27 protein-coding genes are annotated in these 26,143 nt (G+C 43.9%); 16 read left to right on the forward strand and 11 right to left on the reverse strand.

Annotation, left to right across the window (positions count from 1 at the left end; all coding sequences use genetic code 11):
• Positions 1 to 14: 14 nt before the first annotated feature.
• The 5 genes from ACVFI8_RS06045 to ACVFI8_RS06065 all read left to right on the forward strand — a co-directional run bounded on the left by ACVFI8_RS06045 (position 15) and on the right by ACVFI8_RS06065 (position 4,368).
• Positions 15 to 734 carry a YebC/PmpR family DNA-binding transcriptional regulator gene (locus ACVFI8_RS06045; RefSeq protein ID WP_248714358.1) on the forward strand — a complete coding sequence of 240 codons (720 nt, stop codon included), beginning with the start codon at positions 15 to 17 and terminating at the stop codon, positions 732 to 734.
• Between the two features lie 113 nt (positions 735 to 847).
• Positions 848 to 1,450, forward strand: a complete 603-nt coding sequence (locus tag ACVFI8_RS06050) for a 5-formyltetrahydrofolate cyclo-ligase (RefSeq protein ID WP_457873351.1) — start codon at positions 848 to 850, stop codon at positions 1,448 to 1,450.
• Positions 1,451 to 1,594: 144 nt separating this feature from the next.
• Positions 1,595 to 2,248, forward strand: coding sequence for a ribose-5-phosphate isomerase RpiA (gene rpiA / locus ACVFI8_RS06055; protein WP_248714356.1), 654 nt, complete (start codon positions 1,595 to 1,597; stop codon positions 2,246 to 2,248).
• Between the two features lie 253 nt (positions 2,249 to 2,501).
• Complete coding sequence (serA, locus tag ACVFI8_RS06060) at positions 2,502 to 3,731, forward strand: phosphoglycerate dehydrogenase (RefSeq protein WP_248714355.1); 1,230 nt, start codon at positions 2,502 to 2,504, stop codon at positions 3,729 to 3,731.
• Positions 3,732 to 3,870: 139 nt separating this feature from the next.
• Positions 3,871 to 4,368 carry a SprT family zinc-dependent metalloprotease gene (locus ACVFI8_RS06065; protein ID WP_457873352.1) on the forward strand — a complete coding sequence of 166 codons (498 nt, stop codon included), beginning with the start codon at positions 3,871 to 3,873 and terminating at the stop codon, positions 4,366 to 4,368.
• Here the strand turns inward: ACVFI8_RS06065 and ACVFI8_RS06070 are convergent.
• Positions 4,324 to 4,752 (reverse strand): hypothetical protein, encoded by a 429-nt coding sequence (locus tag ACVFI8_RS06070; protein ID WP_457873353.1) that lies wholly within the window; start codon positions 4,750 to 4,752, stop codon positions 4,324 to 4,326. The two genes, ACVFI8_RS06065 and ACVFI8_RS06070, sit on opposite strands and share 45 nt — an antisense overlap.
• Positions 4,753 to 4,915: 163 nt before the next feature.
• On the opposite strand from ACVFI8_RS06070, the gene rsmE reads away from it, so the two are divergent.
• From rsmE to ruvX, 4 genes are read left to right on the forward strand one after another with little or no spacing between them, the layout of a single operon-like run.
• Entirely contained in the window at positions 4,916 to 5,647 is a 732-nt protein-coding gene (rsmE, locus tag ACVFI8_RS06075) for a 16S rRNA (uracil(1498)-N(3))-methyltransferase (protein ID WP_248714352.1), read from the forward strand.
• On the forward strand, positions 5,648 to 6,604 hold the full coding sequence (gshB, locus tag ACVFI8_RS06080; RefSeq protein WP_457873354.1) for a glutathione synthase: 957 nt from the start codon (positions 5,648 to 5,650) through the stop codon (positions 6,602 to 6,604). It begins immediately after the preceding gene.
• A gap of 26 nt (positions 6,605 to 6,630) precedes the next feature.
• Positions 6,631 to 7,194: a YqgE/AlgH family protein gene (locus ACVFI8_RS06085; RefSeq protein WP_248714350.1), complete on the forward strand. Its 564-nt coding sequence runs from the start codon at positions 6,631 to 6,633 to the stop codon at positions 7,192 to 7,194.
• Entirely contained in the window at positions 7,194 to 7,628 is a 435-nt protein-coding gene (ruvX, locus tag ACVFI8_RS06090; protein WP_457873355.1) for a Holliday junction resolvase RuvX, read from the forward strand. The genes ACVFI8_RS06085 and ruvX overlap by 1 nt, the downstream gene beginning before the upstream one ends.
• Before the next feature lie 365 nt (positions 7,629 to 7,993).
• Here ruvX and ACVFI8_RS06095 read toward each other — a convergent pair whose 3' ends face one another.
• A complete protein-coding gene (locus ACVFI8_RS06095; protein WP_457873356.1) occupies positions 7,994 to 9,406 on the reverse strand; it encodes an alanine/glycine:cation symporter family protein in 1,413 nt (470 codons plus the stop codon).
• A gap of 305 nt (positions 9,407 to 9,711) precedes the next feature.
• Here ACVFI8_RS06095 and ACVFI8_RS06100 point away from each other — a divergent pair, with 305 nt between their 5' ends.
• Positions 9,712 to 9,879 carry a DUF3545 family protein gene (locus ACVFI8_RS06100; RefSeq protein WP_248714347.1) on the forward strand — a complete coding sequence of 56 codons (168 nt, stop codon included), beginning with the start codon at positions 9,712 to 9,714 and terminating at the stop codon, positions 9,877 to 9,879.
• Between the two features lie 48 nt (positions 9,880 to 9,927).
• Here the strand turns inward: ACVFI8_RS06100 and ACVFI8_RS06105 are convergent, their stop codons facing one another.
• On the reverse strand, positions 9,928 to 10,485 hold the full coding sequence (locus ACVFI8_RS06105; protein WP_248714346.1) for a hemerythrin domain-containing protein: 558 nt from the start codon (positions 10,483 to 10,485) through the stop codon (positions 9,928 to 9,930).
• A 430-nt stretch (positions 10,486 to 10,915) separates the two neighbouring features.
• Here ACVFI8_RS06105 and grcA point away from each other — a divergent pair, with 430 nt between their 5' ends.
• Complete coding sequence (gene grcA / locus ACVFI8_RS06110; protein WP_248714345.1) at positions 10,916 to 11,296, forward strand: autonomous glycyl radical cofactor GrcA; 381 nt, start codon at positions 10,916 to 10,918, stop codon at positions 11,294 to 11,296.
• 70 nt (positions 11,297 to 11,366) lie between these two features.
• Here grcA and tesB read toward each other — a convergent pair whose 3' ends face one another.
• The 4 genes from tesB to thrA form a co-directional block, all read right to left on the reverse strand.
• Positions 11,367 to 12,227: an acyl-CoA thioesterase II gene (gene tesB / locus ACVFI8_RS06115; protein WP_457873357.1), complete on the reverse strand. Its 861-nt coding sequence runs from the start codon at positions 12,225 to 12,227 to the stop codon at positions 11,367 to 11,369.
• A gap of 220 nt (positions 12,228 to 12,447) precedes the next feature.
• Positions 12,448 to 13,725, reverse strand: a complete 1,278-nt coding sequence (thrC, locus tag ACVFI8_RS06120; RefSeq protein WP_457873358.1) for a threonine synthase — start codon at positions 13,723 to 13,725, stop codon at positions 12,448 to 12,450.
• A complete protein-coding gene (gene thrB, locus ACVFI8_RS06125) occupies positions 13,722 to 14,687 on the reverse strand; it encodes a homoserine kinase (RefSeq protein WP_248714342.1) in 966 nt (321 codons plus the stop codon). The genes thrC and thrB overlap by 4 nt, the downstream gene beginning before the upstream one ends.
• 1 nt (position 14,688) lies before the next feature.
• The gene (gene thrA, locus ACVFI8_RS06130; RefSeq protein ID WP_457873359.1) at positions 14,689 to 17,160 is read right to left on the reverse strand and encodes a bifunctional aspartate kinase/homoserine dehydrogenase I; all 2,472 of its coding nucleotides are present in this window, start codon (positions 17,158 to 17,160) and stop codon (positions 14,689 to 14,691) included.
• A gap of 452 nt (positions 17,161 to 17,612) precedes the next feature.
• On the opposite strand from thrA, the gene aceK reads away from it, so the two are divergent.
• Positions 17,613 to 19,319: a bifunctional isocitrate dehydrogenase kinase/phosphatase gene (aceK, locus tag ACVFI8_RS06135; RefSeq protein ID WP_457873360.1), complete on the forward strand. Its 1,707-nt coding sequence runs from the start codon at positions 17,613 to 17,615 to the stop codon at positions 19,317 to 19,319.
• A 133-nt stretch (positions 19,320 to 19,452) separates the two neighbouring features.
• Positions 19,453 to 20,001, forward strand: coding sequence for a hypothetical protein (locus tag ACVFI8_RS06140; protein WP_457873361.1), 549 nt, complete (start codon positions 19,453 to 19,455; stop codon positions 19,999 to 20,001).
• On the opposite strand, the gene ACVFI8_RS06145 is transcribed toward ACVFI8_RS06140, so the two are convergent.
• Positions 19,998 to 20,495: a putative 4-hydroxy-4-methyl-2-oxoglutarate aldolase gene (locus tag ACVFI8_RS06145; RefSeq protein WP_248714338.1), complete on the reverse strand. Its 498-nt coding sequence runs from the start codon at positions 20,493 to 20,495 to the stop codon at positions 19,998 to 20,000. The two genes, ACVFI8_RS06140 and ACVFI8_RS06145, sit on opposite strands and share 4 nt — an antisense overlap.
• A gap of 737 nt (positions 20,496 to 21,232) precedes the next feature.
• Between ACVFI8_RS06145 and arcA the strand changes: the two genes are divergently transcribed.
• Positions 21,233 to 21,943 carry a two-component system response regulator ArcA gene (gene arcA / locus ACVFI8_RS06150; protein WP_248714337.1) on the forward strand — a complete coding sequence of 237 codons (711 nt, stop codon included), beginning with the start codon at positions 21,233 to 21,235 and terminating at the stop codon, positions 21,941 to 21,943.
• Positions 21,944 to 22,194: 251 nt separating this feature from the next.
• Positions 22,195 to 23,607, forward strand: coding sequence for a pyruvate kinase PykF (pykF, locus tag ACVFI8_RS06155; RefSeq protein ID WP_248714336.1), 1,413 nt, complete (start codon positions 22,195 to 22,197; stop codon positions 23,605 to 23,607).
• A 45-nt stretch (positions 23,608 to 23,652) separates the two neighbouring features.
• On the opposite strand, the gene ACVFI8_RS06160 is transcribed toward pykF, so the two are convergent.
• Positions 23,653 to 24,249 carry a gamma-glutamylcyclotransferase family protein gene (locus ACVFI8_RS06160; RefSeq protein WP_248714335.1) on the reverse strand — a complete coding sequence of 199 codons (597 nt, stop codon included), beginning with the start codon at positions 24,247 to 24,249 and terminating at the stop codon, positions 23,653 to 23,655.
• A 13-nt stretch (positions 24,250 to 24,262) separates the two neighbouring features.
• The gene (locus ACVFI8_RS06165) at positions 24,263 to 24,832 is read right to left on the reverse strand and encodes an SOS response-associated peptidase family protein (protein ID WP_457873362.1); all 570 of its coding nucleotides are present in this window, start codon (positions 24,830 to 24,832) and stop codon (positions 24,263 to 24,265) included.
• Between the two features lie 113 nt (positions 24,833 to 24,945).
• Between ACVFI8_RS06165 and ACVFI8_RS06170 the strand changes: the two genes are divergently transcribed.
• Positions 24,946 to 25,407, forward strand: coding sequence for a methylglyoxal synthase (locus ACVFI8_RS06170; protein ID WP_248714333.1), 462 nt, complete (start codon positions 24,946 to 24,948; stop codon positions 25,405 to 25,407).
• 1 nt (position 25,408) lies between these two features.
• On the opposite strand, the gene ACVFI8_RS06175 is transcribed toward ACVFI8_RS06170, so the two are convergent.
• The gene (locus tag ACVFI8_RS06175; RefSeq protein WP_248714332.1) at positions 25,409 to 26,047 is read right to left on the reverse strand and encodes a super-infection exclusion protein B; all 639 of its coding nucleotides are present in this window, start codon (positions 26,045 to 26,047) and stop codon (positions 25,409 to 25,411) included.
• Between the last annotated feature and the right edge of the window lie 96 nt (positions 26,048 to 26,143).

Raw genomic sequence — 26,143 nt, forward strand, 5'->3', positions numbered from 1 at the left:
AAAAGAGCATCCCCATGGGCAGAAGTTTTGAAGTACGCAAGGCCTCAATGGCCAAAACCGCTGGTGCAAAAACCAAGGTTTATTCTAAATACAGTAAAGAAATCTACGTTATCGCTAAAAACGGCGGTGCCGATATTGAAGCCAATCTGCAACTACGCAGTGTGGTAGACCGCGCTAAAAAAGATCAGGTGCCTAGCCACGTAATCGATAAAGCCATTGATAAAGCCAAAGGCGGTGCAGGTGAAGATTACGTACCGGCGGTTTACGAAGGTTACGGCCCAGGCGGTTGTATGGTGATTGTTGAATGTTTAACTGACAACAACAGCCGAACCTTTACCGACGTTCGCCAAGCCTTTGTTAAAACCAAATCGAAGATTGGCAACCAAGGTAGCGTGGCTCACATGTTTGATCACCAAGCAATTTTTGCTTTTAAGGGTGACGACGAAGACGCGATTCTAGAAATCTTGCTAATGGATGACGTTGAAGTCACCGACGTAGAGAGTGAAGACGGTATGATTACCGTGTTTGCCCCACATACCGAGTACTTCAAAGTAAAAACCTCGCTAACCCAAGCTATGCCAGAGCTAGATTTTGAGATTGAGCAAATTAGCTTCGTGCCTCAAAACTACACCCAAATATCGGGTGACGACGTGGCAATGTTTGAGAAATTCCAAGCGATGCTTGACGACTGTGACGACGTACAAAACGTTTATCACAATGTAGAGCTCGACTAAAAGCTGAGCCTTTCAACCAAGCCTGTTATTCAGGCTTGGTGGTCGTTTACCTTGCATCACGCCCCTCTCTCATTGCACACTAAACCACACCCGTAGCCGCATAAGCCATAGTTATGAGCCAACTCGACTGTCACCACGATCAACAACATCGCCAGCAACTTCGCCAGAGTATTCGCCAACAACGCCGCGCCTTAAGCCCTGAGCAACAACAACAAGCTGGTTTAGCCATTCTAGAACGACTACAGCAAGACCCAACACTGGCCAGCATGCAACGCTGCGCCTTATATTTGGCCTTTGATGGTGAGTTAGATCTAAGCGTGATCATTGGCTGGTTATGGCAGCAAAATAAACAGGTATTTGTTCCCTTAGTAGACCCAAGCACCAGCGGGGCCATGTGTTTTCATCATTACCATGCCAATAGCCCCATGCAGCTCAACCAGTTTGGCATTGCCGAGCCCGTATTTGACCATGCCGAAGTACAAAACTGCCAACAACTGGATGTGATACTAGCCCCCTTGGTTGCCTTTGACTCTAAAGGTAATCGCTTAGGAATGGGCGGCGGCTATTACGACCGCTTATTGGCCCAATGTGATGGCGAGAAACCAGCAGTAGTGGGCGTAGCTCACGATTGCCAGCAAGTAGACCAAGTGCCGATGCAAGATTGGGATCAGCCACTGAAGCGAATTATTACCCCCAGCAAAGACTGGCAATGGTAAGGCCAAACGCTAACCCCCCCTTGACTAACATTAATCAAAAAATCTGCAATAGCAATTGGCGTTAAATCGAGGGCTTGGTTATAATCCGCGCCAAATGAGCCAGCTTTACTGGCCACTCCCCTACACTTTGCTCGGAGCACTGTAATGACACAAGATGAGATGAAAAAAGCCGCTGGCTGGGCTGCCTTAGAATACGTTCAAGAAAACACTATCGTAGGTGTAGGTACCGGCTCTACCGTCAATCATTTCATTGACGCCTTAGCGACCATGAAAGACAGTATTGTAGGCGCGGTATCAAGCTCTGAGGCGTCAACTGAAAAGTTATTGGCTTACGGTATTGAAGTATTTGACTTAAACAGCGTTAGTGAACTGTCTGTTTATGTAGATGGTGCTGATGAAATTAACGCGCAAAACCACATGATTAAAGGCGGCGGCGCAGCGCTTACTCGTGAAAAGATCATTGCGGCAGTAGCCGATCAATTCATTTGTATTGTCGACAATACCAAAGAAGTACCGGTGCTAGGCGGCTTTCCATTGCCGGTTGAAGTGATCCCAATGGCGCGCAGCTATGTGGCACGCCAGTTGGTGAAATTGGGTGGAGACCCGGTATATCGTGAAGGGGTGGTGACCGACAACGGCAACGTGATTTTAGATGTACACAACATGAAAATTACTGATCCACTAAGCATGGAGCGCGATATCAATGCCATAGTAGGTGTTGTGACTAATGGTCTATTTGCGGCTCGTGGTGCAAACCAAGTCATTATAGGCACCCCTGAAGGGGCTAAAAAGCGCTAATCAAGCGGACAAATAAAAAAAAGAGTGCCTAGCGCACTCTTTTTTTTGTGTAATATTCTAACCATCCATAGATTAATCCATACAAACTCTATGGAAACTTATCTCGCCAGTAGTATATTTTTTAAAATCAACTATTGTCAGTTAATTATCTACAATATGAATTTAATTTGATGTAATAAAATTACATTCCCTAAGTGCTGCTTTTTTGCTAAATTTAGCCGCTCAGCGGTAACATGGGTATTAGGAAGCAAACATGGCAAAGTATTCGTTAGGCAAGGAAAAAATTAAGGTTTTGTTGTTAGAGGGTCTGCACCCTAGTTCACTACAATCCTTCCAATCTGCGGGTTATGAAAATGTAGAGATGATCAAAACCTCTCTTGCAGAAGATGATCTGATTGAGAAAATCAAAGATGTTCACTTCATTGGTATTCGCTCCCGTACAGACCTAAACGAACGCGTACTTGCCGCGGCTAATAAGCTAGTTGCTATTGGTTGTTTCTGTATTGGTACCAACCAAGTAGACCTAAAAGCAGCTCAGCAGAAAGGTATTCCTGTATTTAACGCACCGTTCTCTAATACTCGAAGCGTAGCCGAATTAGTATTAGGTGAAATTATCTTACTACTTCGTGGTATCCCAGAGAAAAACGCTAAAGCTCACCGTGGTGAGTGGATTAAATCTGCCGATAACTCTTACGAAGCACGCGGTAAAAAGCTAGGCATTATTGGTTATGGTCACATTGGTACTCAATTAAGTATTCTTGCCGAAACCTTAGGTATGCAAGTCTATTACTACGACATTGAGAACAAATTGTCGTTAGGTAATGCTACTCAAGTCGCCGACTTGGACCAGCTACTGGCTATGAGCGACGTAGTAAGCCTACACGTGCCAGAAACAGCACAAACTAAATACATGTTTGGTGAAGCGCAGTTTGCTGCAATGAAACAAGGTTCTATCCTGATCAATGCATCACGCGGTACTGTTGTAGACATCGACGCGCTAGTCTCTGTATTAGAAAACAAAAAACTGGCTGGTGCTGCCATTGATGTATTCCCAACAGAGCCAAAATCAAACAAAGAAGCCTTTGAATCGCCACTACTCGCTTTTGATAATGTGATTCTTAGTCCACACGTAGGTGGCTCAACTCAAGAAGCGCAAGAGAACATTGGTATTGAAGTGGCGTCAAAAATGGCCAAGTACTCAGACAACGGTTCAACCTTGTCTGCAGTAAACTTCCCAGAAGTTGCACTACCGGGCCACACTGGCACTAGCCGTTTATTGCACATTCACCACAACCAACCGGGTGTGCTAACTAAAATTAACTTGGCCTTTGCTGAAGACTCAATCAACATTGCCGCGCAATACCTACAAACCAACGACAGCATTGGTTACGTAGTCATTGACGTAGAGACCGCTCAATCTGAGCAAGCTATCGCCAAGCTTAAAGAGATTGAAGGCACCATTCGCGCCCGTATTCTTCACTAACAAAATGCCGATACGCGAATCAAACAAGCCAGTCTCAAGACTGGCTTTTTTTATCGCCCAAGGCCTCACTAAAATCACCGCTAGACCCCAAGCCAACTAGCCGTATAATGCCTTTATATATCACCATGTACGGCCTATTTTGCAGCAACTAAACCAACAAATTGAACGGTGCTTTCTGCAAGCAGAACAGCATTTTCAACGGTCCTTTACTCGACCAGAAATAATATTATCGAAGCGACGTAGCAAAGTGGCCGGCAGCGCGAACCTAAGCCAGTGGAAACTGCGTTTTAATGCGCATTTTTACCAGCAGCAACCCGCGGATTTTTTGGCGCAAACCGTGCCGCATGAAGTAGCACATTTACTATGCCACGCACTATATGGACGTGTAAAACCGCACGGTAAAGAGTGGCAACAGATCATGCAGCAGGTATTTAATTGTCCAGCAAACACAACTCACAGTTACTCTATCGAGCAACTACAACTCAGCACATTTGAATACCGCTGTGCCTGCCAACGCCATCTTTTAAGCGTACGCCGACACAATAAAGTGCTGAGAGGAGCGAGTTATCAGTGCACAAAATGCCAGCAACGATTAAGCTTCGTTACAATCCTCAATAGTGATAACCCTGGTCGGTAACCCATTTCTTCCCCCAGTGAAGTTAACCATGTAGCCCATACCATCTTGCAGAGCGCCAAATTCCACATGAGAATTACAAACGTTATTAGCTAATCGAAGCTGAGAGTCAGAAATAGAATTTGCATTCCATTCCCTGCGCTTGTCGCGAAGACGGTGCTCAATAACCAATACATCACCCACAACATAACAATGCGTTTGTAAATAACTCACAGAACTTACTCTTTTATTGCAACGCTCAACGAGTAACTGTTTAGTAGTTTCGGTAACAACCGAAGGAGGATTGGGTTGATAGTTCAACGCTATTTCTTCCACTTTTTGATTGGTCGCAGCGCAACCTAAAAGCCCCATCATAGAAACAACCAAACCAAGTTTAATTACTTTCATATTCAGTCCCTTGAAAAAGGTACAGACTATAATAAATAACGAATAAATCAATATAGAAATATCCTAAGTACTAATGGATTACTAGGCATAAGTAAGCAATAGGTTTATCCTTTAACGGTCAAATCCTTAACCATAAAAACTACCCAAGGGCCTATTTTTAACCATGCGCATACCACGAATTTTCCACTCTCAACCACTCTCGCTCAACATGGCCACAGAACTTGATGATGAAGCTGCTAGTCACGTTGGGCGGGTACTACGCATGGAAGCCGGGCAATACTTAGAACTGTTCAATAGTGATGGTAATAATTATGCTGCGGTGATCGAAACCAGCAGTAAAAAGCATGTTTCAGTGAAAATCACCGCTGTTCAGGCCAACCATTCAGAATCACCACTTAATATTCATCTAGGGCAAGTGATTTCTCGTGGTGACCGCATGGAATTTACCATTCAAAAATCGGTAGAATTAGGCGTAAACAAAATCACCCCGCTCACCAGTGAGCGTTGTGGAGTGAGGCTGAATCAAGAGCGCTTTGAAAAGAAACGCCAGCAATGGCAAAAAATAGCGATCGCCGCGTGTGAACAATCGGGGCGTAGTATCGTGCCTGAAGTGGCCGCACTGCAAAGCCTAGAGCAATGGGCCAGTGAAAACACTGACGCCATGAAGTTGAATTTACATCCAAAGGCCCCATATAGCATTAAGACCCTTCCTATTCCGCAACATGGAGTTAGGTTGTTAATTGGGCCAGAAGGTGGCTTATCAGAACAAGAAATTGACGTCTGTAATCAGCATCAATTTCAGGAAACAATATTAGGCCCGCGTGTCTTACGCACAGAAACCGCCGCGCTTACGGCAATTACCGCTTTGCAATGTCAATTTGGAGACTTAGCATAAATGAGTATTAGACTCGGTATCGTGATGGACCCCATCACCAAAATCAATATTAAGAAAGACTCTAGCTTCGCCATGTTGATGGAAGCCCAAGCACGCGGTTACGAAATCTATTACATGGAAATGCAAGACCTCTATTTAGACGGTGGTCGTGCGGCCGCAAATATGTCTCCCTTAGCCGTTCAGCAAGACTCTCGATCTTGGTTTGAGCTTGGCGAATCGGTGGATCAGAGCTTAAGTGAATTGGATGTGATCTTAATGCGTAAAGATCCTCCATTTGACACCGAGTTTATTTACGCCACCTACATATTGGAGCGTGCAGAGGCCGAGGGCAGCTTAATCATTAATAAGCCACAAAGCTTACGCGATGCCAATGAAAAGCTGTTTACCGCTTGGTTCTCAGAATTTACCCCGACCACTTTAGTGAGCAGTGATATGCCTCGCCTTAAGGCTTTTCATCAACAGCACAAAGACGTGATCATGAAGCCATTAGATGGTATGGGTGGGGCGTCAATCTTCCGCCTTAAAGAAGGCGATCCTAACGTGGGAGTGATCTTGGAAACCTTAACCAATCACGGTCAAGAATACTGTATGGCACAGTGTTTTATCCCCGAAATTGTTGATGGTGACAAGCGTATACTGATCGTCGATGGTGAGCCTATGCCTTATTGTTTAGCCCGTATTCCTTCGAAGGGCGAAACACGCGGTAATTTAGCGGCTGGCGGCCGAGGTGTAGCTCAACCTTTATCGGAAAGCGACTGGAGAATTGCTAAGGCCATTGGCCCAGCGTTGAAAGCAAAGGGTTTGGTGTTTGTTGGCCTAGACGTGATTGGCGACAAAGTCACGGAAATAAACGTCACCAGCCCAACCTGTATTAAAGAAATTGAAGCGGCCTACGATATTTCGATTACAGGCAAGTTAATGGATGCAATTGAAGCTAGACTTAACGCATCAGCCTAAGCAGTAATAAGGTTAACCATTAATAGATGAATACTTTGCAGAATCAATTTTTATTGGCCATGCCAAGCCTCAATGATCCGTTCTTCAAACGCTCGGTTGTCTACCTATGCGAGCACAATGACGAAGGCGCGATGGGTTTGGTGATCAATGTGCCAGTAGATTTATCGGTAGAGTCATTACTTGAGCAAATAGAATTACAAAATCAAGTAGAGTTATTGCGCGAGAATCTTGACCGACCCGTTTACCAAGGCGGGCCGGTAGCCCAAGAACGTGGCTTTGTTTTACATTCGCCGGTAAAGGGCTTTAGTAGCAGTTTAAAAGTCAGTGACGAGCTAATGGTGACCACGTCTAAGGACGTGTTAGATACCTTAGGCACCGAGTCACAGCCTGATGATTATATTGTGACTTTAGGATATGCCAGTTGGGAAGCAGGACAATTAGAGCAAGAGATTGCCGAAAACTCTTGGCTAACCTTACCGGCCAGCGCTGACATTATTTTTGATGTACCCAGCCATAAACGTTGGGAAGCAGCCGCTAAAAGCTTAGGTATCGATATTTGGCAACTGTCTAGCCAAGTGGGACACGCGTAATGGCTAGAGCAGGAGAACGTTCGGCCTTGGCTTTTGACTTTGGTACCAAAAGTATTGGTGTGGCAATAGGTCAAGAGCTCACCGGTACCGCCAAGCCCTTAGCAGCGATAAAGGCCCAAGATGGTATTCCTAATTGGCCCAATCTCGAAAAGCTGCTTGAACAATGGCAGCCCGATTTATTGGTGATTGGCTTACCGCTCAATATGGATGGCAGCGAGCAAGAGCTTACGACTCGCGCCAAAAAATTTGCCAACCGTTTGCATGGCCGTTTTGGTTATGCCATTGAAATGCAAGATGAGCGTTTAACCACCGTCGATGCGAAAGAAAAGCTTTTTGAATTAGGCGGTTATAAAGCCCTTGAAAAAGGCGCCGTCGACAGCCTTGCGGCAGCACTGATTTTTGAGAGCTGGTGCACCGAGCAATACGAAGCCTAAACGCAACACTTTTACCTTCTCATCAGTTATAACAGGTAGCTAAAGCCAAACACTTAAAGGATGTAACTGCACACAACGTAACAACCAGCAGCGCCCTAATACCGCCCCTACTAGCAACAAAACCGGCGCAACGTAGTGCTTAATGCGAGGTTTATTCGTTCGCTACAGGCCTATCTAGCGGCCTCAACAGCCACTCATGGCTTTAATTATGTCTTTGTTAGCCGAAACGAAGCAGAGAGTTTGACGAAAGTGGCAAAGCTTTTGGTCGAGTAGTCAGCGAGAAGTCGGTATGTTTGATAATAAAAGCCTTTGAATAATAAAAAGCCAACTGACCAGCAGTTGGCTTTTAACCCATCAACGTAGGTTTAAGACTTGTTGGAGCCCGACCAAATATCAGAACTGAGCTGCTTCTTAAGCTCGGGGAAATCATCGCTGTTGAACGTAGGCACTTTACCTGCGTCTAATTGGCGGTTGTAATCTTTTGCCAACTTAACCACAACGCCTGACAGCAACAAGATAGCTATCAAGTTAACAATGGCCATGAAGCCCATCGACACATCGGCTAAATTCCAAATGATGTCAATTTTAACCACCGCACCAAACATTACCATTGCTAGCACCAACAAACGGAAAATCCACAAACCCGCTTTATGATTATGCTCTAAGAAAACTAAATTTGTTTCTGCGTAGGAGTAGTTCGCCACAATAGAGGTAAAGGCAAAAAAGATGATTGCCACTCCCACAAAGTAACTGCCCCAATCGCCCACTTGACTGCTCAAGGCTTGCTGAGTTAGCGCAATACCATCACCGGTCAATTGTTCGTTGTGACTCAGTAAGATAATGGCCGCTGTAGCAGTACAAATAACCACGGTGTCAATGAACACACCTAACATCTGCACGTAACCTTGCGAAGCAGGGTGTGGCGGGTAAGGAGTCGCCGTTGCCGCAGCGTTCGGGGCGCTTCCCATACCTGCTTCGTTAGAGAACAAACCACGTTTAATACCATTCATCATGGCGGCACCCAGGGCGCCCGCACCGGCCTCTTCAAAACCAAAAGCAGAACGGAAAATTAAGCTAAACACTTCAGGCATTTGCTGAATGTTCATCATAACAACCACTAAAGCCACGATGACATAAGCTAGCGCCATAAACGGAACCACTAGTTCAGCGAAGCGAGCAATACTGCGAATGCCACCAAAAATAATCAGTGCGGCAGCGGCGACTAATATGCCACCCACAATGGCTTTATCAAAGCCAAAAGCTTCGTTCATCGCTGAGGCGATGGCGTTAGCTTGTACCGCATTAAATACCAGGCCAAAAGCCACGATCAAGCAAATAGCGAAGATCACGCCCATCCAGCGCTTACCTAAGCCTTGCTCCATATAATAAGAAGGACCACCACGGAAATTGCCATCGCTGTCTTTTACTTTGTAAAGCTGGGCTAAGCTGCTTTCCGCAAAGCTAGTTGCCATCCCTAACAAGGCAATTAGCCACATCCAAAATACAGCGCCAGGGCCACCTAATGTCACCGCGATCGCAACCCCCGCGAGGTTGCCAGTGCCGACTCTAGCAGCCAAGCTCGTGCATAAAGCCTGAAATGACGATATGCCGTTGGCATCACCTCTTCGGCTAGACTTCATCACCGAGAACATATGTCCAAAATGGCGAAACTGTATGAACCCAGTACGAAGGGTAAACAGAACTCCAGTGCCCACCAGCAAATAGATCAGCAAGTTGCCCCACAGTACGTCGTTTAACCAGTTAACTATTTCATTCATGGTTCAAAATCACCTTATGTTAGTAGTGCTTCATAAAACTAAGCCCAATTTAAGCGAGCGCAGATTCTAGGTGTCTGCAAACGACTATGCTTTGACTTATAACAAAAACAAGATAAAAACACGCCTATATATAAATAAAAGGTATTAATGTTGCCTATAAACCTAGCGAGAAAGCAGAAGTAACAGATAATTCTAGTGAAAACGCAAAAAAAAGTGACCAAGCATAACCTTTTTGTAACATTTATATTTTACTTTTTGTGTGGGTGTGGTACTTATTAATTGTGACAACATACAAGGAGATAACCATGGATAGGCTAGACTTGGATACTGTTGAAACCAGCAAATCTTCTCGCGGTTCAAACAAAAAACGAAAGTGGCGAGAGATAGAAGCAATTAAAGAAAAAATTCGCTTACAAAAAGAGCTACAGTCAATCGACAGTAGTTTTGACCTTCAAACCGAATACGAATACTAAAATGAAAAAACCCGGCTAAGCCGGGTTTTTTATTGGATTAGCATCCACTTAGTCTTCTTCTACTGGTTGAGACAGTTTGATCCGCTCAGACAAGGCTTTGTATTGCTCCGCAACTCGATGTCCAAATAATGGGTCTTCGTGATTGCCATGTTGCCAGCTTTGCTCTATCGCTCGCCAGTCGTCCGCAGTCAAATGACGCTTAAGCGCTGGGAATACCACCTCTTCTTCATAATTTAAGTGTTCCCATTGGGCTTTAATAAAGGCTTCTAACTTGTCACTAAATTGATCTAGAGGCACTACCGCATCTAACAAAATGATATCTAGAATATCGCTCAGCTCACTGGTCATTTCTAACAAGTGTTCGTGTTGCTGCTTTAGTTGGTTAGATAAATCATCTTCTACCACTCGATATTTAACGTAGTAATCGTAGATAAGATCTTCTTGGGGGTGATGGTAACGATCAGCATACTCTTGCATGTAGCTAATGATATGAGCAATTAATTTGTATTTAACCGCTTTTTCATCACGTATATGAGCTAATTTTTGCTCTAATACCTTAAGCAACTTGGCGATATTTTTATGATCTTCTTGAAGACTTTGTAACATTGCTTCTCCTTGGCTAACCAGCACTCTTTGATTCAGTATAAAGTACTCAATGTTGAATTATTATTGCGCTAGATCGTTAATTAGACAGATTTGTATTTCTCACAGTTCACAGTTTTTACCAATAATTCTATTTTCACTCTATTTTTTATAGGCTTACTCGCTAGAGATGGCCACTTAAACAGCGTTTGTTTAACTAATATACACAATTTGTATAGTGAATACCCAACAGCAATAAAACAACAAGCACAATTTTCACAAGCACCACTTAATCTTAATCAACAAAGAGAATAATAAAAAACAAAAAAAACCCTTTTTTGATTAAGGTCAATTGTAGTATAGTTACAGCAAGTGGCGATATTGATTCAATAAATGGCTCGGGCATCGCTATAACATGTAATAAAATTACAACAATTAGCTAATGAGGTATGTTATGACCACAGGTATTCAAATCACTAAAGCAGACAACGACGCGCTATTAGGCTCTTTTTGGCTACTAGACAACGAGCAAAACCAAGCCCGTTGCTTATGTGTAAAAGATGAGCTTTACGCTGAAGATGAAGTGGTAGCTATCGATGCATTGGGTCAAATCGAGTATCGCGAAGTACCAATGAAAGCTCAGGCTATCGAAGAAGGTGGTCAACACCTTAACGTAAACGTACTACGTCGCGAAACGTTGCAAGACGCAGTTAAGCACCCTGAAAAATACCCACAACTAACCATTCGTGTTTCTGGTTATGCGGTACGCTTTAACTCGCTAACTACTGAGCAACAACAGGACGTAATTACACGTACCTTTACTGAATCTCTATAAGACTCAGTGTCGCTCAATAAAAAAGCATGCCTAGGCATGCTTTTTTGATATCTGAAGCAGGATAAATCGCTTAACTGCGTTCTCTAATTAAGCCTTCCTGAATGGTTGAGGCAACCAGTTTACCGTCACGGGTGAAAAACTGCCCTCGAACTAAGCCCCTTCCCTGTGATGCTGCAGGGCTATCTACCACGTAGAGCAACCATTCATCTAAGCGGAAGTCTTGGTGGTACCACATGCTGTGATCAATCGTCGCGGTTTGAATGGTGGGTTCAATAAACGAACGGCCATGCGGCTGCAATGCTGTGGGTAAGAAATTGAAATCAGACGCATAAGCTAAAAGGTAACGGTGTATTCGGCTGTCATCAGGCATCTGACCATTAGCCTTAAACCAAACGCAACGTTTAGCGGGAAGTATTTCCGGCTGCAAAGGATTAACAAATTCTACCGGGCGCATCTCCAAGGGTTTATCACAGATAAACTTGTCACGAACCGAATCAGGCAACATTTCACGCAACTGGAAAGCGTACTCTTGTTCAGATTGGAGCTCTTCTGGGGCTGGTACGTCTGGCATCTGATCTTGATGCTCAAAGCCGGGAGCCACTTCTTGAAAAGAAGCCGTCATATAGAAAATAGGCTTACCAAACTGAATTGCTTTGATTCGTCGAGTAGATACACTGCGTCCATCACGAATGCTCTCTACGTCGTATACGATGCGATGATTAGTGTCACCAGGTCGTAGGAAGTAAGAGTGGAAGGAGTGAACTTGGCGATGTTCGGCCACTGTTTCTTTAGCCGCAGACAAGGCCTGCCCCATCACTTGACCACCAAACACCGCACCAAAACCTAAATCTTGGCTTTGACCACGATATATACCTTCTTCTATACGCTCTAAGCTCAGTAGCTCAAGCAAATCTTTTAACACTTTACTCATAGATATCGAATCTTTAAAAACTAGTCGGTGCAATATGCGCGAGAAGCAACAAAAGATCAACGTCTACACATTAGAATAAGCTAATTGATAACTAACTAAATGTTAGATAAAGGTATAACAAGAGCTGAAAAACTCGCTTAGACGAAACAATAGCTAAATTTAAACAAAAAAAGCAGCGATAATAATATCACTGCTTAGTTAGAGCCTTACTTCAAATAAACTAGAGTTTTAACAGCACTGCTCGCAATTGAGCAAAGTCTGCAGGCATCTCTAAAGACAGTAACTCTAGATCAGCTCTGTCGGCTAAAGGCTTTGGTATCTCAATAGCACGTTGCAAGATATCTTCTACGCTTTCTTTAAACTTAGCTGGATGCGCAGTACATAAGAATAAACCATGCTCACCCTCAGCTAATTGCTCAGTTAATTGCTGATAGGCAATCGCGCCGTGTGGTTCACACAAGTAACCCTCGGCATCGAGTGCTTTAACCGCTTCAGCTGTTTGTAGATCGGTCATTACCCCTTTACCTAGCTGGTTTAAGTCCCAGCCTTGGGTCTTGAATAGCTCTTCAACACGAGGCCAGTTGTTTGGCTGACTCACATCCATGGCATTAGACAGCGTCGCTTGAGTAGGCTTAGGCTCCCAGTTTCCTGATGCTAAATAACGCGGTACCGTATCATTAACATTGGTCGCGGCAATAAAACGCTTAATTGGCAAGCCCATGGCTTTAGCAATAAGACCCGCGGTTAAATTACCGAAGTTACCAGAAGGTACAGAAACCACTAGCTGAGCGCGTTGTTCTTTAGGTAGTTGAGCCGCTGCTTCGAAGTAATAACAAACCTGTGCCGCTAAGCGACTAATATTAATTGAGTTAGCAGAGTTGAGGCCAATGGCCGCTTTTAACTCTTGGTCATCAAAAGCTTGTTTAACCATCGCTTGGCAAGCATCAAAATCTGACTCTACAGCCACGGTGGTAATGTTGCCACCAAGAGTACAAAACAGCTTCTCTTGTAGAGGGCTAATTTTGCCTTTTGGATAAAGCACTACCACGTTGATGTTTTCCATGCCGTAAAAAGCATGGGCCACTGCTGCGCCAGTGTCTCCAGAAGTCGCCGTTAAGATAGTGGTTTTTTTGCCTTCTGAAAATTGTGCTAAACATTGCGCCATAAACCGGCCGCCAAAATCTTTAAAGGCTAACGTAGGGCCATGAAACAGCTCTAAAGCGCTTATTTGATCAGTCACTTTTTCTAGCGGTGCAGGAAATGTAAACGCTTTGCTTACCATCTCAAACAAGGTGTCTTCAGATAACTCGTTATCTAATAAAGCAGCCAGTAATTTGGCGCAACGTGCATGAAAATCGAGATCTAATACCGCATCAATGTCATCAAATTGCGGAATAGTATCGGGGAAAAACAAACCTTGCTGCTGGCCTAAGCCCTGTTTTACCGCTTGAGTAAAACTCACTTGTTCTTCATGGTGTTTTAGATTGTATAAGTTCATAGCGACGTTCCTGTTACTCGTGTGCCTTGTTCATCGATTTTACAAACATGGCAAAATCCATCTTCGTTTTGAATAAAGTGTTGTTCTAACCAGTCTTTGGCGCGCTGGGCTTGCTCTAATACTGGTGTAACAATGAATATTGTAGGGCCCGAACCCGATATTCCACTAGCTAATGCGCCACTTTGCGCGGCATAACTGCGTACTTGCTCAAAGCCGGGAATAAGCGCAGCGCGGTAAGGTTCTGCAATAATATTGTCTTTTAATAAACTGGCTGCCAATGCAGGCTGCTTACTGTAACTCGCATGTACAAAGCCAGCTAAATTACGGCCAAATTCTAAGGTGTCTTGGCGACGATATTGGGCCGGAAGAATTGAACGAGCTTGCGCAGTAGAAATATTAATACCTGGGTAGGCAACAATCCAATACCAATCTTCAAAGTGAGGAATGGCTTGGCTAGTCGCCCCAGCTTGTTGCAACATAAGTTGCATACCGCCAAGGTAACAAGGTGCAACATTATCGTAATGCACGCTGCCACTAATTTGCCCTTCCAGCTCACCCATCATAATCAGCATTTGCTCTTTATTGAAAGGCGTATTAACAAAAGCATTTAAGCCTTCTAGTGCAGCAACGACCGAGCAAGCACTAGACCCTAGGCCGCTACCAATGGGCAAGTTCTTTTCTAGGGTCATTTTTACACAACCCAGCTGCTTACCATGATGTTCAGCGTACTGCTTAACAAAGTAATGATAACAATCGTAAAGAATGTTTTGTTTAGGATCGGCTGGCAGTTTGTGCGCATAGCTACCCACATTCTCTATGATCACATCACTGCCTTCGGCGGCTTCAACCATGACCCTGTCACCCAGTAGCTGACCATCAATGGGCGATAAGGCCGCACCTAAAGAATCAAAACCGACACTGACATTCGCGGTTGAGGCTGGAGCATAAACAACGACACTCATATTACACCTCTTGGTTCCAGTTTAGTGTTCTTAATACGTCGGCAAACACACCTGCGGCGGTGACTGCTGTTCCCGCACCATAACCACGCAATACTAACGGAATCGGCTGATAGTAACGGCTGTAAAATGCTAAGGCATTTTCACCATCTTTCACTCGGTTAAGCGGGTCATCAGCGGCTACAGCGCTTAGCGATACCTTACACACGCCGTTATCAATGTTACCTAAGTAGCGAAGAACCTTACCTTCGGCCGCCGCGTCTTGCTGTAATTTAGCAAAATAGGCATCGGCTTCTGGCAAACGCGCCATAAACGCTTCAGTGTCACCACTTGAATCAAAGTTTGGCGGTAAGGCCTTATCAATTTGAATGTCTTCAATGCTCAGTGGCATACCCGCTTCACGGGCAAGAATAAGCAACTTACGAGCAACGTCCATACCTGATAAATCATCACGAGGATCGGGCTCGGTAAAGCCATTTTCACGTGCAATAGTGGTGGCTTCTGAGAAACTCATCCCTTCATCTAACTTACCAAAGATGAATGATAATGACCCCGATAAGATGCCGTTGAAGCGCTCTAGTTTGTCGCCCGCTTTTAGCAAGTTTTGTAAGTTTTCAATTACTGGCAAACCCGCACCAACGTTAGTGTCGTATAAGAACTTACGACGCATAGCTAAGGCTGTTTTACGTAATTGCTGGTAATACTCCATACTAGAAGTATTCGCCTTTTTATTGGCGGTCACTACATGGAAACCGTTAGCTAGAAATTCTGCGTATTTACCGGCGATATCATCGTTACTGGTACAGTCCACTATCACAGGGTTAATCAAATGACTTTGATCTACCAAGCTAGCCACATTGTCTAAACTAAAGCCGCCATTTTCGGTGGTTGCTTCTAATTGCTGTTGCCAATGCTCTAAATCAAGGCCCTTAGCGTCGAGCAACAATTTACGGCTATTGGCGACACCGCAAACACGAATACCAATTTGTTGTTCTTTAAGGTGTTGCTGCTGAGCATGAATTTGCTCTAATAACGCTCCGCCTACGCCACCTACACCGATAAGGAATAAATCAATGTAGTGCATGCTGTTAAAGAAGTTTTGATGACAGGCACGTATCGCCTCTGCCGCTTTCTCTTGTGAAACGACCGCTGAGATAGAGCGCTCTGAAGAACCTTGAGCAATCGCCACGATGTTAATCGCCACTTCAGCTAGCGAAGTGAAGAACCGAGCGGCAACGCCTTTACTACGGCGCATGCTATCGCCCACTAGCGAGATAATAGCCAATTTATCAATCGCTTCAATTGGCTCTAATAACTGGTTAGCCAACTCTAACTCAAACTCTTCGTTTAAAGCGCTTAAAGCGCGCGAGGCGTCGATGCTATGGATACAAAAACTAATACTGTATTCGCAGCTAGATTGAGTAATTAAGGCCACTGAAATCTGGCTGCGTGAAATGCTTTCAAAAATTCGGCCAGCCATGCCAACCATACCTTTCATGCCAGGGCCTGAAACAGTAAGCATGGTAAGCTCTGATAAGCTAGATAAAGCTTTAACCGGTAAATCATCTTGGGCCGGGCTTTGTGCGCCAATTAAGGTGCCTTCACCCTGAGGATTAAAGGTATTCTTAATCAAGCAAGGAATATGATATTGAGCAATAGGAGCAATGGTTTTTGGGTGCAACACTTTAGCACCGAAATAGCTAAGTTCCATCGCCTCTGGGTAACTTAAACTGCGTAGCAAACGCGCATCATCAACAATCCGTGGGTCGCAGTTATAAACGCCATCGACGTCTGTCCAAATTTCACAGCACTCAGCGTCTAAACAAGCGGCCAATACTGCGGCGCTGTAATCAGAGCCATTGCGCCCCAGCACTACCGTATCACCGTGTTGGTTTCCAGCGGTAAAGCCAGGCATCAAGTAAATCAGGCCTTCTTGGATCATCGCGCGATTTAAACGTTGTTTACTGGCTTGAATATCGACCACTGCTTCAAGGTAACCACCGGTAGTGGCAACCAATTTTTGCTGTGGAATGATAATTTCAGCACGTTGGCCTCGCACCGACAATAAGTGGTTCATTGTATGAATGCTTAGTTTCTCGCCGGTAGACAAGACCTTAGCGCGAATGTTGTCAGGGCATTGCTGTAATAAGGCAACACCTTTTAATAGTTGACGTAATTCACCGAGCTCTTGATGCACCATCAATTGCATTTGTTCGATGGCAAAACCCGCATATTTTGCTTTTAAATCGGAGAGCAACTGCTGGAACGTTGCTTCAATACGGGTTAAATAGCTTTCACCATCGTTACCGTGGCTAACTTTATCTACCACAGCGACAAGATCGTTAGTCACCCCAGCGGGGGCCGACAACACCACCGCCATTTGCGACTGATGCTGATTACTTAATACAATATCAGCTGCCCGATTAAATCGCTCAGCGTCTGCTAAAGATGATCCACCAAATTTTAAAACTCGCATTGTTCCTCCCAAAAAAAAACCCGTATCGTGAGTGATACGGGCTTTCTTAGATGTAGTTAGTAGCTACAACCAGCCCGACCCGCATGTGGTGGTGCGGGTAATCGTTGTGGTGGTTGTGTAAGCAAAACGTACTGACATCTGAATAAAAAACTAAGTCCAATTTATGTTCATACCATAACCAGCTGTGTTTCAGAGTCAAGTTTTATTTGTTCAAACTACCTTTATAAGGCGAATTTCGCCACCGCTAAACGACAATATGAAACCAGCAAGAGCGAACCGAACTTAACGCATAATGCGCAGCCAATTAATCGCGCATTGCAATGCCCCCAAAACACAAAGGCAAACCCTCATTCACCAAAGCGGGATCATTTGTCATCAGCCACAAACAAAAATTTGAACAGGTGTTTAAATCCTGCCATAGTGAATAAAAAAACAACAATAAGAAGACAAGCATGGATCAACGGATGGAACACCAAGCAGCACATGCGATGCTGCAACGCTTTAATAGTTTTTACCAATGTTTTCTCGAAGTGACTCGCGGTGCTAAACAGCGTTTTGAAGATGCCGATTGGATGTCTGTTCAATTGGCTTCTCGAGAACGGATCCGACTTTATGACCACCACGTTACCGAAGCGCGCGCTGCCATTAAAGCGCTGACTGGTCACATGCAGCGTAGTGATGCTTTTTGTGCAGCGGTAAAATCTCATTACTCAGAGCTGCTTACTCAACATGAAAACTTCGAAGTTGCCGAATCATTCTTCAACTCGGTTTATCAACGTTTATTTCATCATCGCTATATAGAAGAGAACCAGCTATTCATTCGCCCCAGCCGATGCAGCAAATTGTTCGACTACCAACTGCTCACCTGCAGCTACCAAAATACTCACTTGGAAAACCTACTGCATACCCTGTTTGATAACTATAGCTTTAGCATTGCCTATGAGGATCTTGCTCGCGACATCGCCTTTATTTGCCAACGGCTGGTACAAATACCGCAACTCAGTGACCAGCAGCTGCATAAAATCACCATGTTAACGCCGGTGTTCTATCGCAATAAAGCCGCTTACTTAATTGGCCAATATCAAAGTGAAGGCCTGAGTTTTCCTATTGTATTCCCCTTACTTAACCAACAAGGTAAAGTGGCAATAGATAGTGTACTTATCGACACCGACGAAGTGAGTATTATTTTTGGCTTTGCCCGCTCTTACTTTATGGTGGACGCCCCTGCACCACGCCGTATAGTTAACTTTCTTAAACAACTCTTACCCAACAAGACCGATTACGAGCTATTTACCGCCATTGGTTGTCAAAAACACGGGAAAACCGAGCTTTATCGGCATTACCTGAATCACTTACATAATTCGACTGATCAATTCGAATTAGCGCCGGGTATCAAAGGCATGGTAATGACGGTATTTACTCTGCCTTCTTACGATGTGGTATTTAAGATCATTAAAGACGAATTTACCCCCCCTAAGGATGTTAGCCATGCCATTGTTAAAGAAAAATATCGCTTAGTAAAACAACATGACCGGGTGGGTAGAATGGCTGATACCCAAGAATTTTCTAATGTGGAGTTTCCCTTGGCTCGGTTTAGCCAGAGCTTATTGGACGAGTTACAAGCCGTGGCGCCATCGGTGTTATCTATTGAGGGCGAGTCATTAACTATTAAGCACCTCTATATTGAACGCAAAATGATCCCACTAAACATGTATTTAGACCAAGCTGACGAGGCTCAAACTCGCCAAGTCATTGATGAATACGGCAATGCCATAAAACAGCTTGCGGCAGCGAATATCTTCCCTGGAGATATGCTATTTAAAAACTTCGGTGTCACCCGTCATGGCCGGGTAGTGTTTTATGATTACGATGAAATCTCATATATGACTGAGTGTAATTTTAGAGAGTTGCCTAAATCTCAATACCCTGAAGATATGTGGGACTATCAGCCAAGCTTCTCTGTGGGCCCTAACGATATATTTCCTGAAGAGTTTGCCACTTTTCTACTCGGTAAACCGACCGTAAAACAAGTCTTTCAAGAGCTACACCAAGACCTATTTCAAGCCAACTATTGGCAACAACTGCAACGCAACATTGAGAAAGGTCTATTCGAAGACGTATATCCCTATAGAAGACGGAGGCGTTTTATAAATCGTTAATATAATCTGCTATTAAAACCGGTAAACGAATGATTTATTAATCTAATCTCGGTTTTTTTAAGATCAGCAATGATCTTCTTAGGCAGATCAACCATACTAGATTAGGAAATAAAAATAACAATAAGGAGCAGTGATGGCTAAGTTACGTTTTCAGCATACTATTGCTGCTTTATTGGTTATTGCTAGCAGTTCGGTATTAGCCGCTGATATCGAAAGTAAAACAAGCATCAGCTATGGTGACGGAGAGCATCTCAACTTGTCTACCCGTAGCCAACTAAACAATTGGTATTTAACTGGATTTAACTCCAGCCAGTTTGTCAGTAACGGCGAACAAGATAGCAACCAAGAATGGTTTTTCAATGGTGGCTACCAACACAAATTATACAACGAGCTATCGCTATTTGTGGAAGCCGGTGTCAATAACCAATACGACGATATTGCAACACGCAAGGGGTTCAATTTGTCTACGGGTGTGAACTACCAACCACTTAAAAGTTTATCTATTCAAAGTAAGTTAGTTCAAGTTCACCAGCCAAAATACGACAACACCGAGAATAGCTTAGAGTTGTCGAGCACCTATCACCTTTTAAACAACATCGATGTTAAAGCGGTTTATCAAATTGAAGCCCAAAAAGAGCAAACTCAGCAACAAGTTCAATTTGGCTTAGGCTACCGCTTCTAAACAAAACCTTCAGGCAAGTTTAGCATCTGTTGGCTGATCAATACGCCATTCTCGTCTGCATATAAATACATCCCTGAATCTATAGACACTCCAGCAATGCTGACAGTGCCATCAACCTCTCCCAACCCTTTACGTTCGGTTTTCATTGGGCAAGCTGCCAACGCTCGAACACCTAGATCAATAGTGTTAATGGTGGTTACGTCTCGAATAGCCCCATTAATGACGACCCCAGCCCAACCATTGATATAGGCAGAATCAGCGATTAAGTCGCCCATTAATGCGCGTTGAAGATCTCCCCCTCCATCTACCACTAATACTCGCCCCTCGCCCGCAGTGGCCAGCAGCTCTTTTACTCGGCTATTGTCTTGCCAGCATTTTACCGTCACCACTTCGCCATGAAACAGCCTTTTTAAACCATAAATCTGAAATACCGGCGCGAATAACTGGACTTGCTCTGGGTAGAGATCGCATAACTCGGGAAGTAAATCTTGCATCTAATCATTCCTTGATAGCAGTAAGCATGAGCCTGTCATAATTAAAGCACTGTGAAGGTCTAAGGCCAAGTAGCAAATACTTCTATACTCGACTTTCACTGGCCACTTGGCATAACTCGTCAATAAGCCCAGATACGCCACAGCCTTGTTGATTAATTAACGAACATACAACAATCACAGCAAATTATTAAAACTTTCCCTAAAGTTACCTTACAAAGCTGTTTTGCTTCAAGGCATTAGCGCCCTTTAAACATGTAAGTTAATGACAACTTAAGCGCAGGTTAACAATGCGATTTATAAGCATTAAGTACCAACGACAAGAAAAGGTAGCGGCAAGCTTTTGATATTTAAGGCTAGACTTGCTGAAAGCTAGCGCTTAACGACAGAAAACAAGATGTAGTTTATTTTCAGTAATGTTTGCTGAAAATGACAATAATGACTAATTCCGATTGATTTGAATCAAATCCATCGCAGAAAACGTAAGCTTTTTTCAGACTCAAGTTGTTATATCACTGTTAAGCCAATAGAATATGTTTATTGCTTGTAACGAACAATGCATTTAGAAGGTGTCTCTCGCTGATTTATCACGCGTTTTGAACAAACTTATTGCCTATTTTTTTGCCATTCAACGAGTTTTAACACAAACTCAACATGGAAGAATTTGTAGCGTTTGCTTTACCTTCTATATAGCTACTTGTTCGCAAGCCACTTTATTCTAAACAGCATTGGGGAAGACCATGACACCAAATATTTTAATTGTCGAGGACGAATTGGTCACTCGGAATACGCTAAAAAGCACTTTTGAAGCCGAAGGCTACAATGTGTTTGAAGCTATCGACGGCAATGAAATGAATAGCATTCTGGAAGCACATTCGGTTCACCTAATTATCATGGATATCAATCTTCCTGGTAAAAATGGTTTGTTGCTGGCCCGTGAACTTCGCGACCGCGAACAAATAGCCTTAATGTTTTTAACTGGCCGAGACAATGAAGTAGATAAAATCTTGGGCTTAGAAATAGGCGCCGACGATTACATTACTAAGCCATTTAATCCTCGTGAACTTACCATTCGCGCTCGCAACTTGCTAAACCGCACCGTAAACGGTCAAGCAGCCAGTGAAGACAAAGGCACAGTTGAAGAATATCGCTTCAACGGATGGGCCCTAGATATCAATAGTCGCTCGCTAATTAGTCCTAACCAAGAAACTTACAAACTGCCACGTAGTGAATTTCGTGCCATGTTGCACTTTGTTGAGAACCCAGGACAAATACAAACTCGCGCAGACTTATTGAAAAAAATGACTGGCCGCGAGCTAAAGCCGCATGATCGTACTGTAGATGTAACGATTCGTCGCATTAGAAAGCACTTTGAATCGATACCTGAAACGCCTGAAATCATCGCGACGATTCACGGTGAAGGCTATCGTTTTTGTGGTGAAATCGAATAAGTAATAAATAAACACCAAAACCTCGCAGTTTCGCGAGGTTTTTTTATACTTGCAAGATGCTCAAATTATGAGCAGCCCAGCAAGCTTTTACAAAATTGAACAATTAAAAAGCCACATTTGTGAATTATAAATCGACATTATTTTGATCGACATGCTGATTTGTAGTTATTTTTCTACATATCCTTTTGTGATCAATCTTGTATAATGTGCGCAGATTTTTTTACTAGTATCCTTAACGGAGAGTCACTTCAATGAAGAAAACCAAAATAGTTTGTACCATTGGTCCAAAAACTGAATCGGTAGAAATGCTAACTAAGTTAGTTGAATCAGGCATGAACGTTATGCGCCTTAACTTCTCGCACGGCGACTTTGCAGAACACGGCGTTCGCATCAACAACCTTCGCGAAGTAGTGAAAAACACTGGCAAGTCAGCCGCTGTTTTACTAGACACTAAAGGCCCTGAAATCCGTACTATTAAATTAGCTGGCGGCGACGATGTTAGCTTAGTAGCGGGTCAAGAGTTCACTTTCACTACTGACCAAACAGTGATTGGTGATGCCACTCGCGTAGCCGTAACTTACACAGGTTTTGCTGCAGACTTGAAAGTAGGCAACATCATTTTAGTAGACGACGGTCTAATTGAAATGGAAGTTATTGCCGTTTCTGACGACGAAGTTAAGTGTACTGTTCTTAATAACGGTGACCTAGGCGAAAACAAAGGTGTTAACCTTCCTGGTGTAATCGTTCAACTTCCTGCTCTTTCTGCTAAAGACAAAGGCGACTTAGTATTTGGTTGTGAGCAAGGCGTTGATTTCATCGCTGCATCTTTCATTCGTAAAAAAGAAGACGTTTTAGAAATTCGTCAACTACTTAGCGAAAATGGTGGCGAAAAAATCCAAATCATCTCTAAAATCGAAAACCAAGAAGGTGTAGATAACTTCGACGAAATTCTAGAAGTGTCTGACGGTATCATGGTTGCTCGTGGTGATTTAGGTGTTGAAATCCCAGTTGAAGAAGTAATCTTCGCGCAAAAAATGATGATTGAGAAATGTAACCGTGCACGTAAGTTGGTTATTACTGCAACTCAAATGCTTGACTCAATGATCAAAAACCCACGCCCAACTCGCGCAGAAGCTGGCGACGTTGCTAACGCAATCTTAGACGGTACTGACGCTGTAATGCTTTCAGGTGAGTCTGCTAAAGGTAAATACCCTGTTGAAGCGGTATCTATCATGGCAACTATTTGTGAGCGTACTGATGCAGTAATGCCTTCTAACCTTGATCCAGCTCGTGATAGCGGTAAATTACGTATCACTGAAGCGGTATGTAAAGGCGCAGTAGAAGCATCTGAGAAGCTAAGCGCTCCTCTAATTGTTGTTGCTACTGAAGGCGGTAAGTCAGCTAAGTCTGTACGTAAGTACTTCCCTAAAGCTAACATCCTAGCTATTACTACCAACATCAAAACTGCAGCTCAACTTTGTTTGACTAAAGGTGTTGTTCCTCACGTAGTAGACAGCATTGAAAGTACTGACGCGTTCTACGTATCAGGCAAAGAATTAGCGATTGCTTCTGGCCTAGCTAAGAAAGGCGACATCATTGTTATGGTTTCTGGTGCGCTAGTACCATCAGGTACTACTAACACTTCTTCTGTACACGTACTTTAATAGCAACGTTTACTGAAGTTTAAAAAGGCGCCTTAGGCGCCTTTTTTATTGCTTGTTATTCAAGGGATGATAGGCACTGAGGTGCTCCATCTCCGTTAATATCGAATCAATCTGCTGTAACGCCAAACCATCAATATTGGCAGCCCTAGGATAAAGAGGTTGATGGCGGTCATCCACCCAGTGATGGACCCAGTAGTTGGTAGATAATAAAAACTCTCGAGCGTATTGCTCACTAATTGCTAAACACCCTCGCAAACACACATCTAAGTAAGATTGCAAAATAGGGCTAGTCGCTTGGGGGTGCCAATAATCATTAGCCACGTAGGTATAAATTTTGGCCGCTTGCTCTGGTAACTCAGATAAAACCTCTATTTGTGGTAGCTGTATACAGATACGCTGATAATCTCGTTCCCGTTCGTCTAACTCCGGCAAAAATGCTTCATCAAAGGGGATCAAAACCCCGTTCACACTGGCTTTTTCATCGGGGGCAATGACCACCGCTGAGCGATCGTCACCACTTTTCAAACCGCTCCAGTAACGTTGAAAGCCCTTTAACCTAGCGGCATAGGCGTGCTGTGCCGGAAACGTGCATTGCCGACAGTCGGCATCAATTAAGCTGCCATACCCAAAAATATAAACCATTTATTCTCCCTGCTTAAAACAGTGCTAATTGCTGGCTGTCACTGCCCACTGAGAAATCAAACTGTGAACAATCATTGTTTACTGCTGCGCCATTTAGCCATTGTAAACCTTGTTCCAAAGTAAACAACACGGGCATTCGGTGATGATATTCACTTAAGCTAGCCACTGCCGTTTGGGTCAAAACCACCATCGACTGGCTGTCATCTTGGGGCTCAGAAAAATACAGCCCCGCAATAAACAGGGGGGAGACTTGCTGGGTAGAAAACTCGAAGCGTTGCTGGTTACGCCACTCATGCCAAGCTTTAATTGGCACTAAGCAGCGCTGCTTTAGCCAAGCATTTTTAAAAGTGGTTTTATGCGCCGCCGACTCAATACGGGCGTTAATTAATCGTTGAGGGTGATAAGTCGACTTCACTCCCCAGTAATAAGGTTCACACCGCAATTGCTGCCCGCTGAGAGACAAGGCCGGTAACCGCTGACCCGGTCGATATTGTTGGTTATCACCAAACTCTAAAAATAACGAATCTACACCAACGGCTTGTCTTATTTGGTACTCGCCGCCAATCATTACACTACCACACACAGTTTTACCTCACGCCAGAAATAAACCCAGTTCAGCTGCTAGCTAATCATTAATACAAACAGTACCATAAACCCTAGTAAACGCTTTCAAACTACTGGAAAAAAAGAGGTAACATGGACACCACTACCCGCAAGATGCAGGTTAGCAAGCGTATCGCGCTTGTGGCTCACGACCATAAGAAAGGCGCATTAATTAAATGGGCAAATAGGCATCGCGACGAATTAGTTAAGCACCAATTATTTGGCACTGGCACCACCGGTACGCTGTTAAGCCAACAAGGTTTTGAGGTAGAAGCTTTACTGAGTGGCCCCATGGGTGGCGACCAACAATTAGGCGCCATGATTGCAGAAGGAAAAGTCGATCTAATGATTTTCTTCTGGGACCCACTCGATGCGGTACCGCACGACCCAGACGTTAAAGCCTTATTACGCTTAGCGGCGGTATGGAACATTCCTATGGCTACCAATCAAGCAACGGCTGACTTTATCTTAGCCAGCCGCCATTTTAATCAAGAGTTCTCAGTGGACGTTCCTGATTACGCAGGATATTTGAAACAAAGAACCGAGCCAAAGTAGTTTAAGCAGCGGTTCTGCTCTCTTCATCACCAGCGCGGATCCGAAATAACTTACCAGAGTGAGTTCTGTTAGCTTTGTAGTCGGCTTGTAAAAAACGGGGACGGATAGACTTTAAATGCTCTATTTGTTCCTCGTTCAATTTACCCACTGGCAACCCTAAGGCTTTATAGCTTAACAATGGCCGAGCGGCCAAATTGATCATCATGTCAACGTTGGTTCGTTGCTCTTGAACATGCTGCATGTTCATCGGTTTTAATACGCCGTTTTCCATCAAATTCATCACCGCGGGTTCAGCCAAAGGCAGGCTTAACACCGTGCGACGAGTTATCACAAACTCACGTAACACCGCTCGCTCTGAATGGTCAAGACACGCGACCATCGACGACAAACGATGTAACTCTCGGCGATGCTGCATACTGCGGCTTAAACTCGCTACCAACAACAACAAACTGCGACTGATAAAATAAGCCAAACCTGCTACACAGCTAATGGTTAATACCAAACTTAACTGAGGATTTAATCCAGCCTCTGGTAGCCATTGCTTAGGAATAACCAGTAGTAAGCCACTGGCTACCACCAACCACGCCATTAAAACGTCTAATACCCCCCAACGGGCAATTAACCTACTCAAAAATTCCATTGCTTCACTCTCCTGCCAAAATGCTGACGCTTGCAGGTAGTAATAGCAAGGCTTGTGCCAAAGAGTAAATTGACAGTGAGAGCGCTACGCTAAAAC

This window comes from Agarivorans sp. MS3-6 (assembly GCF_054112545.1).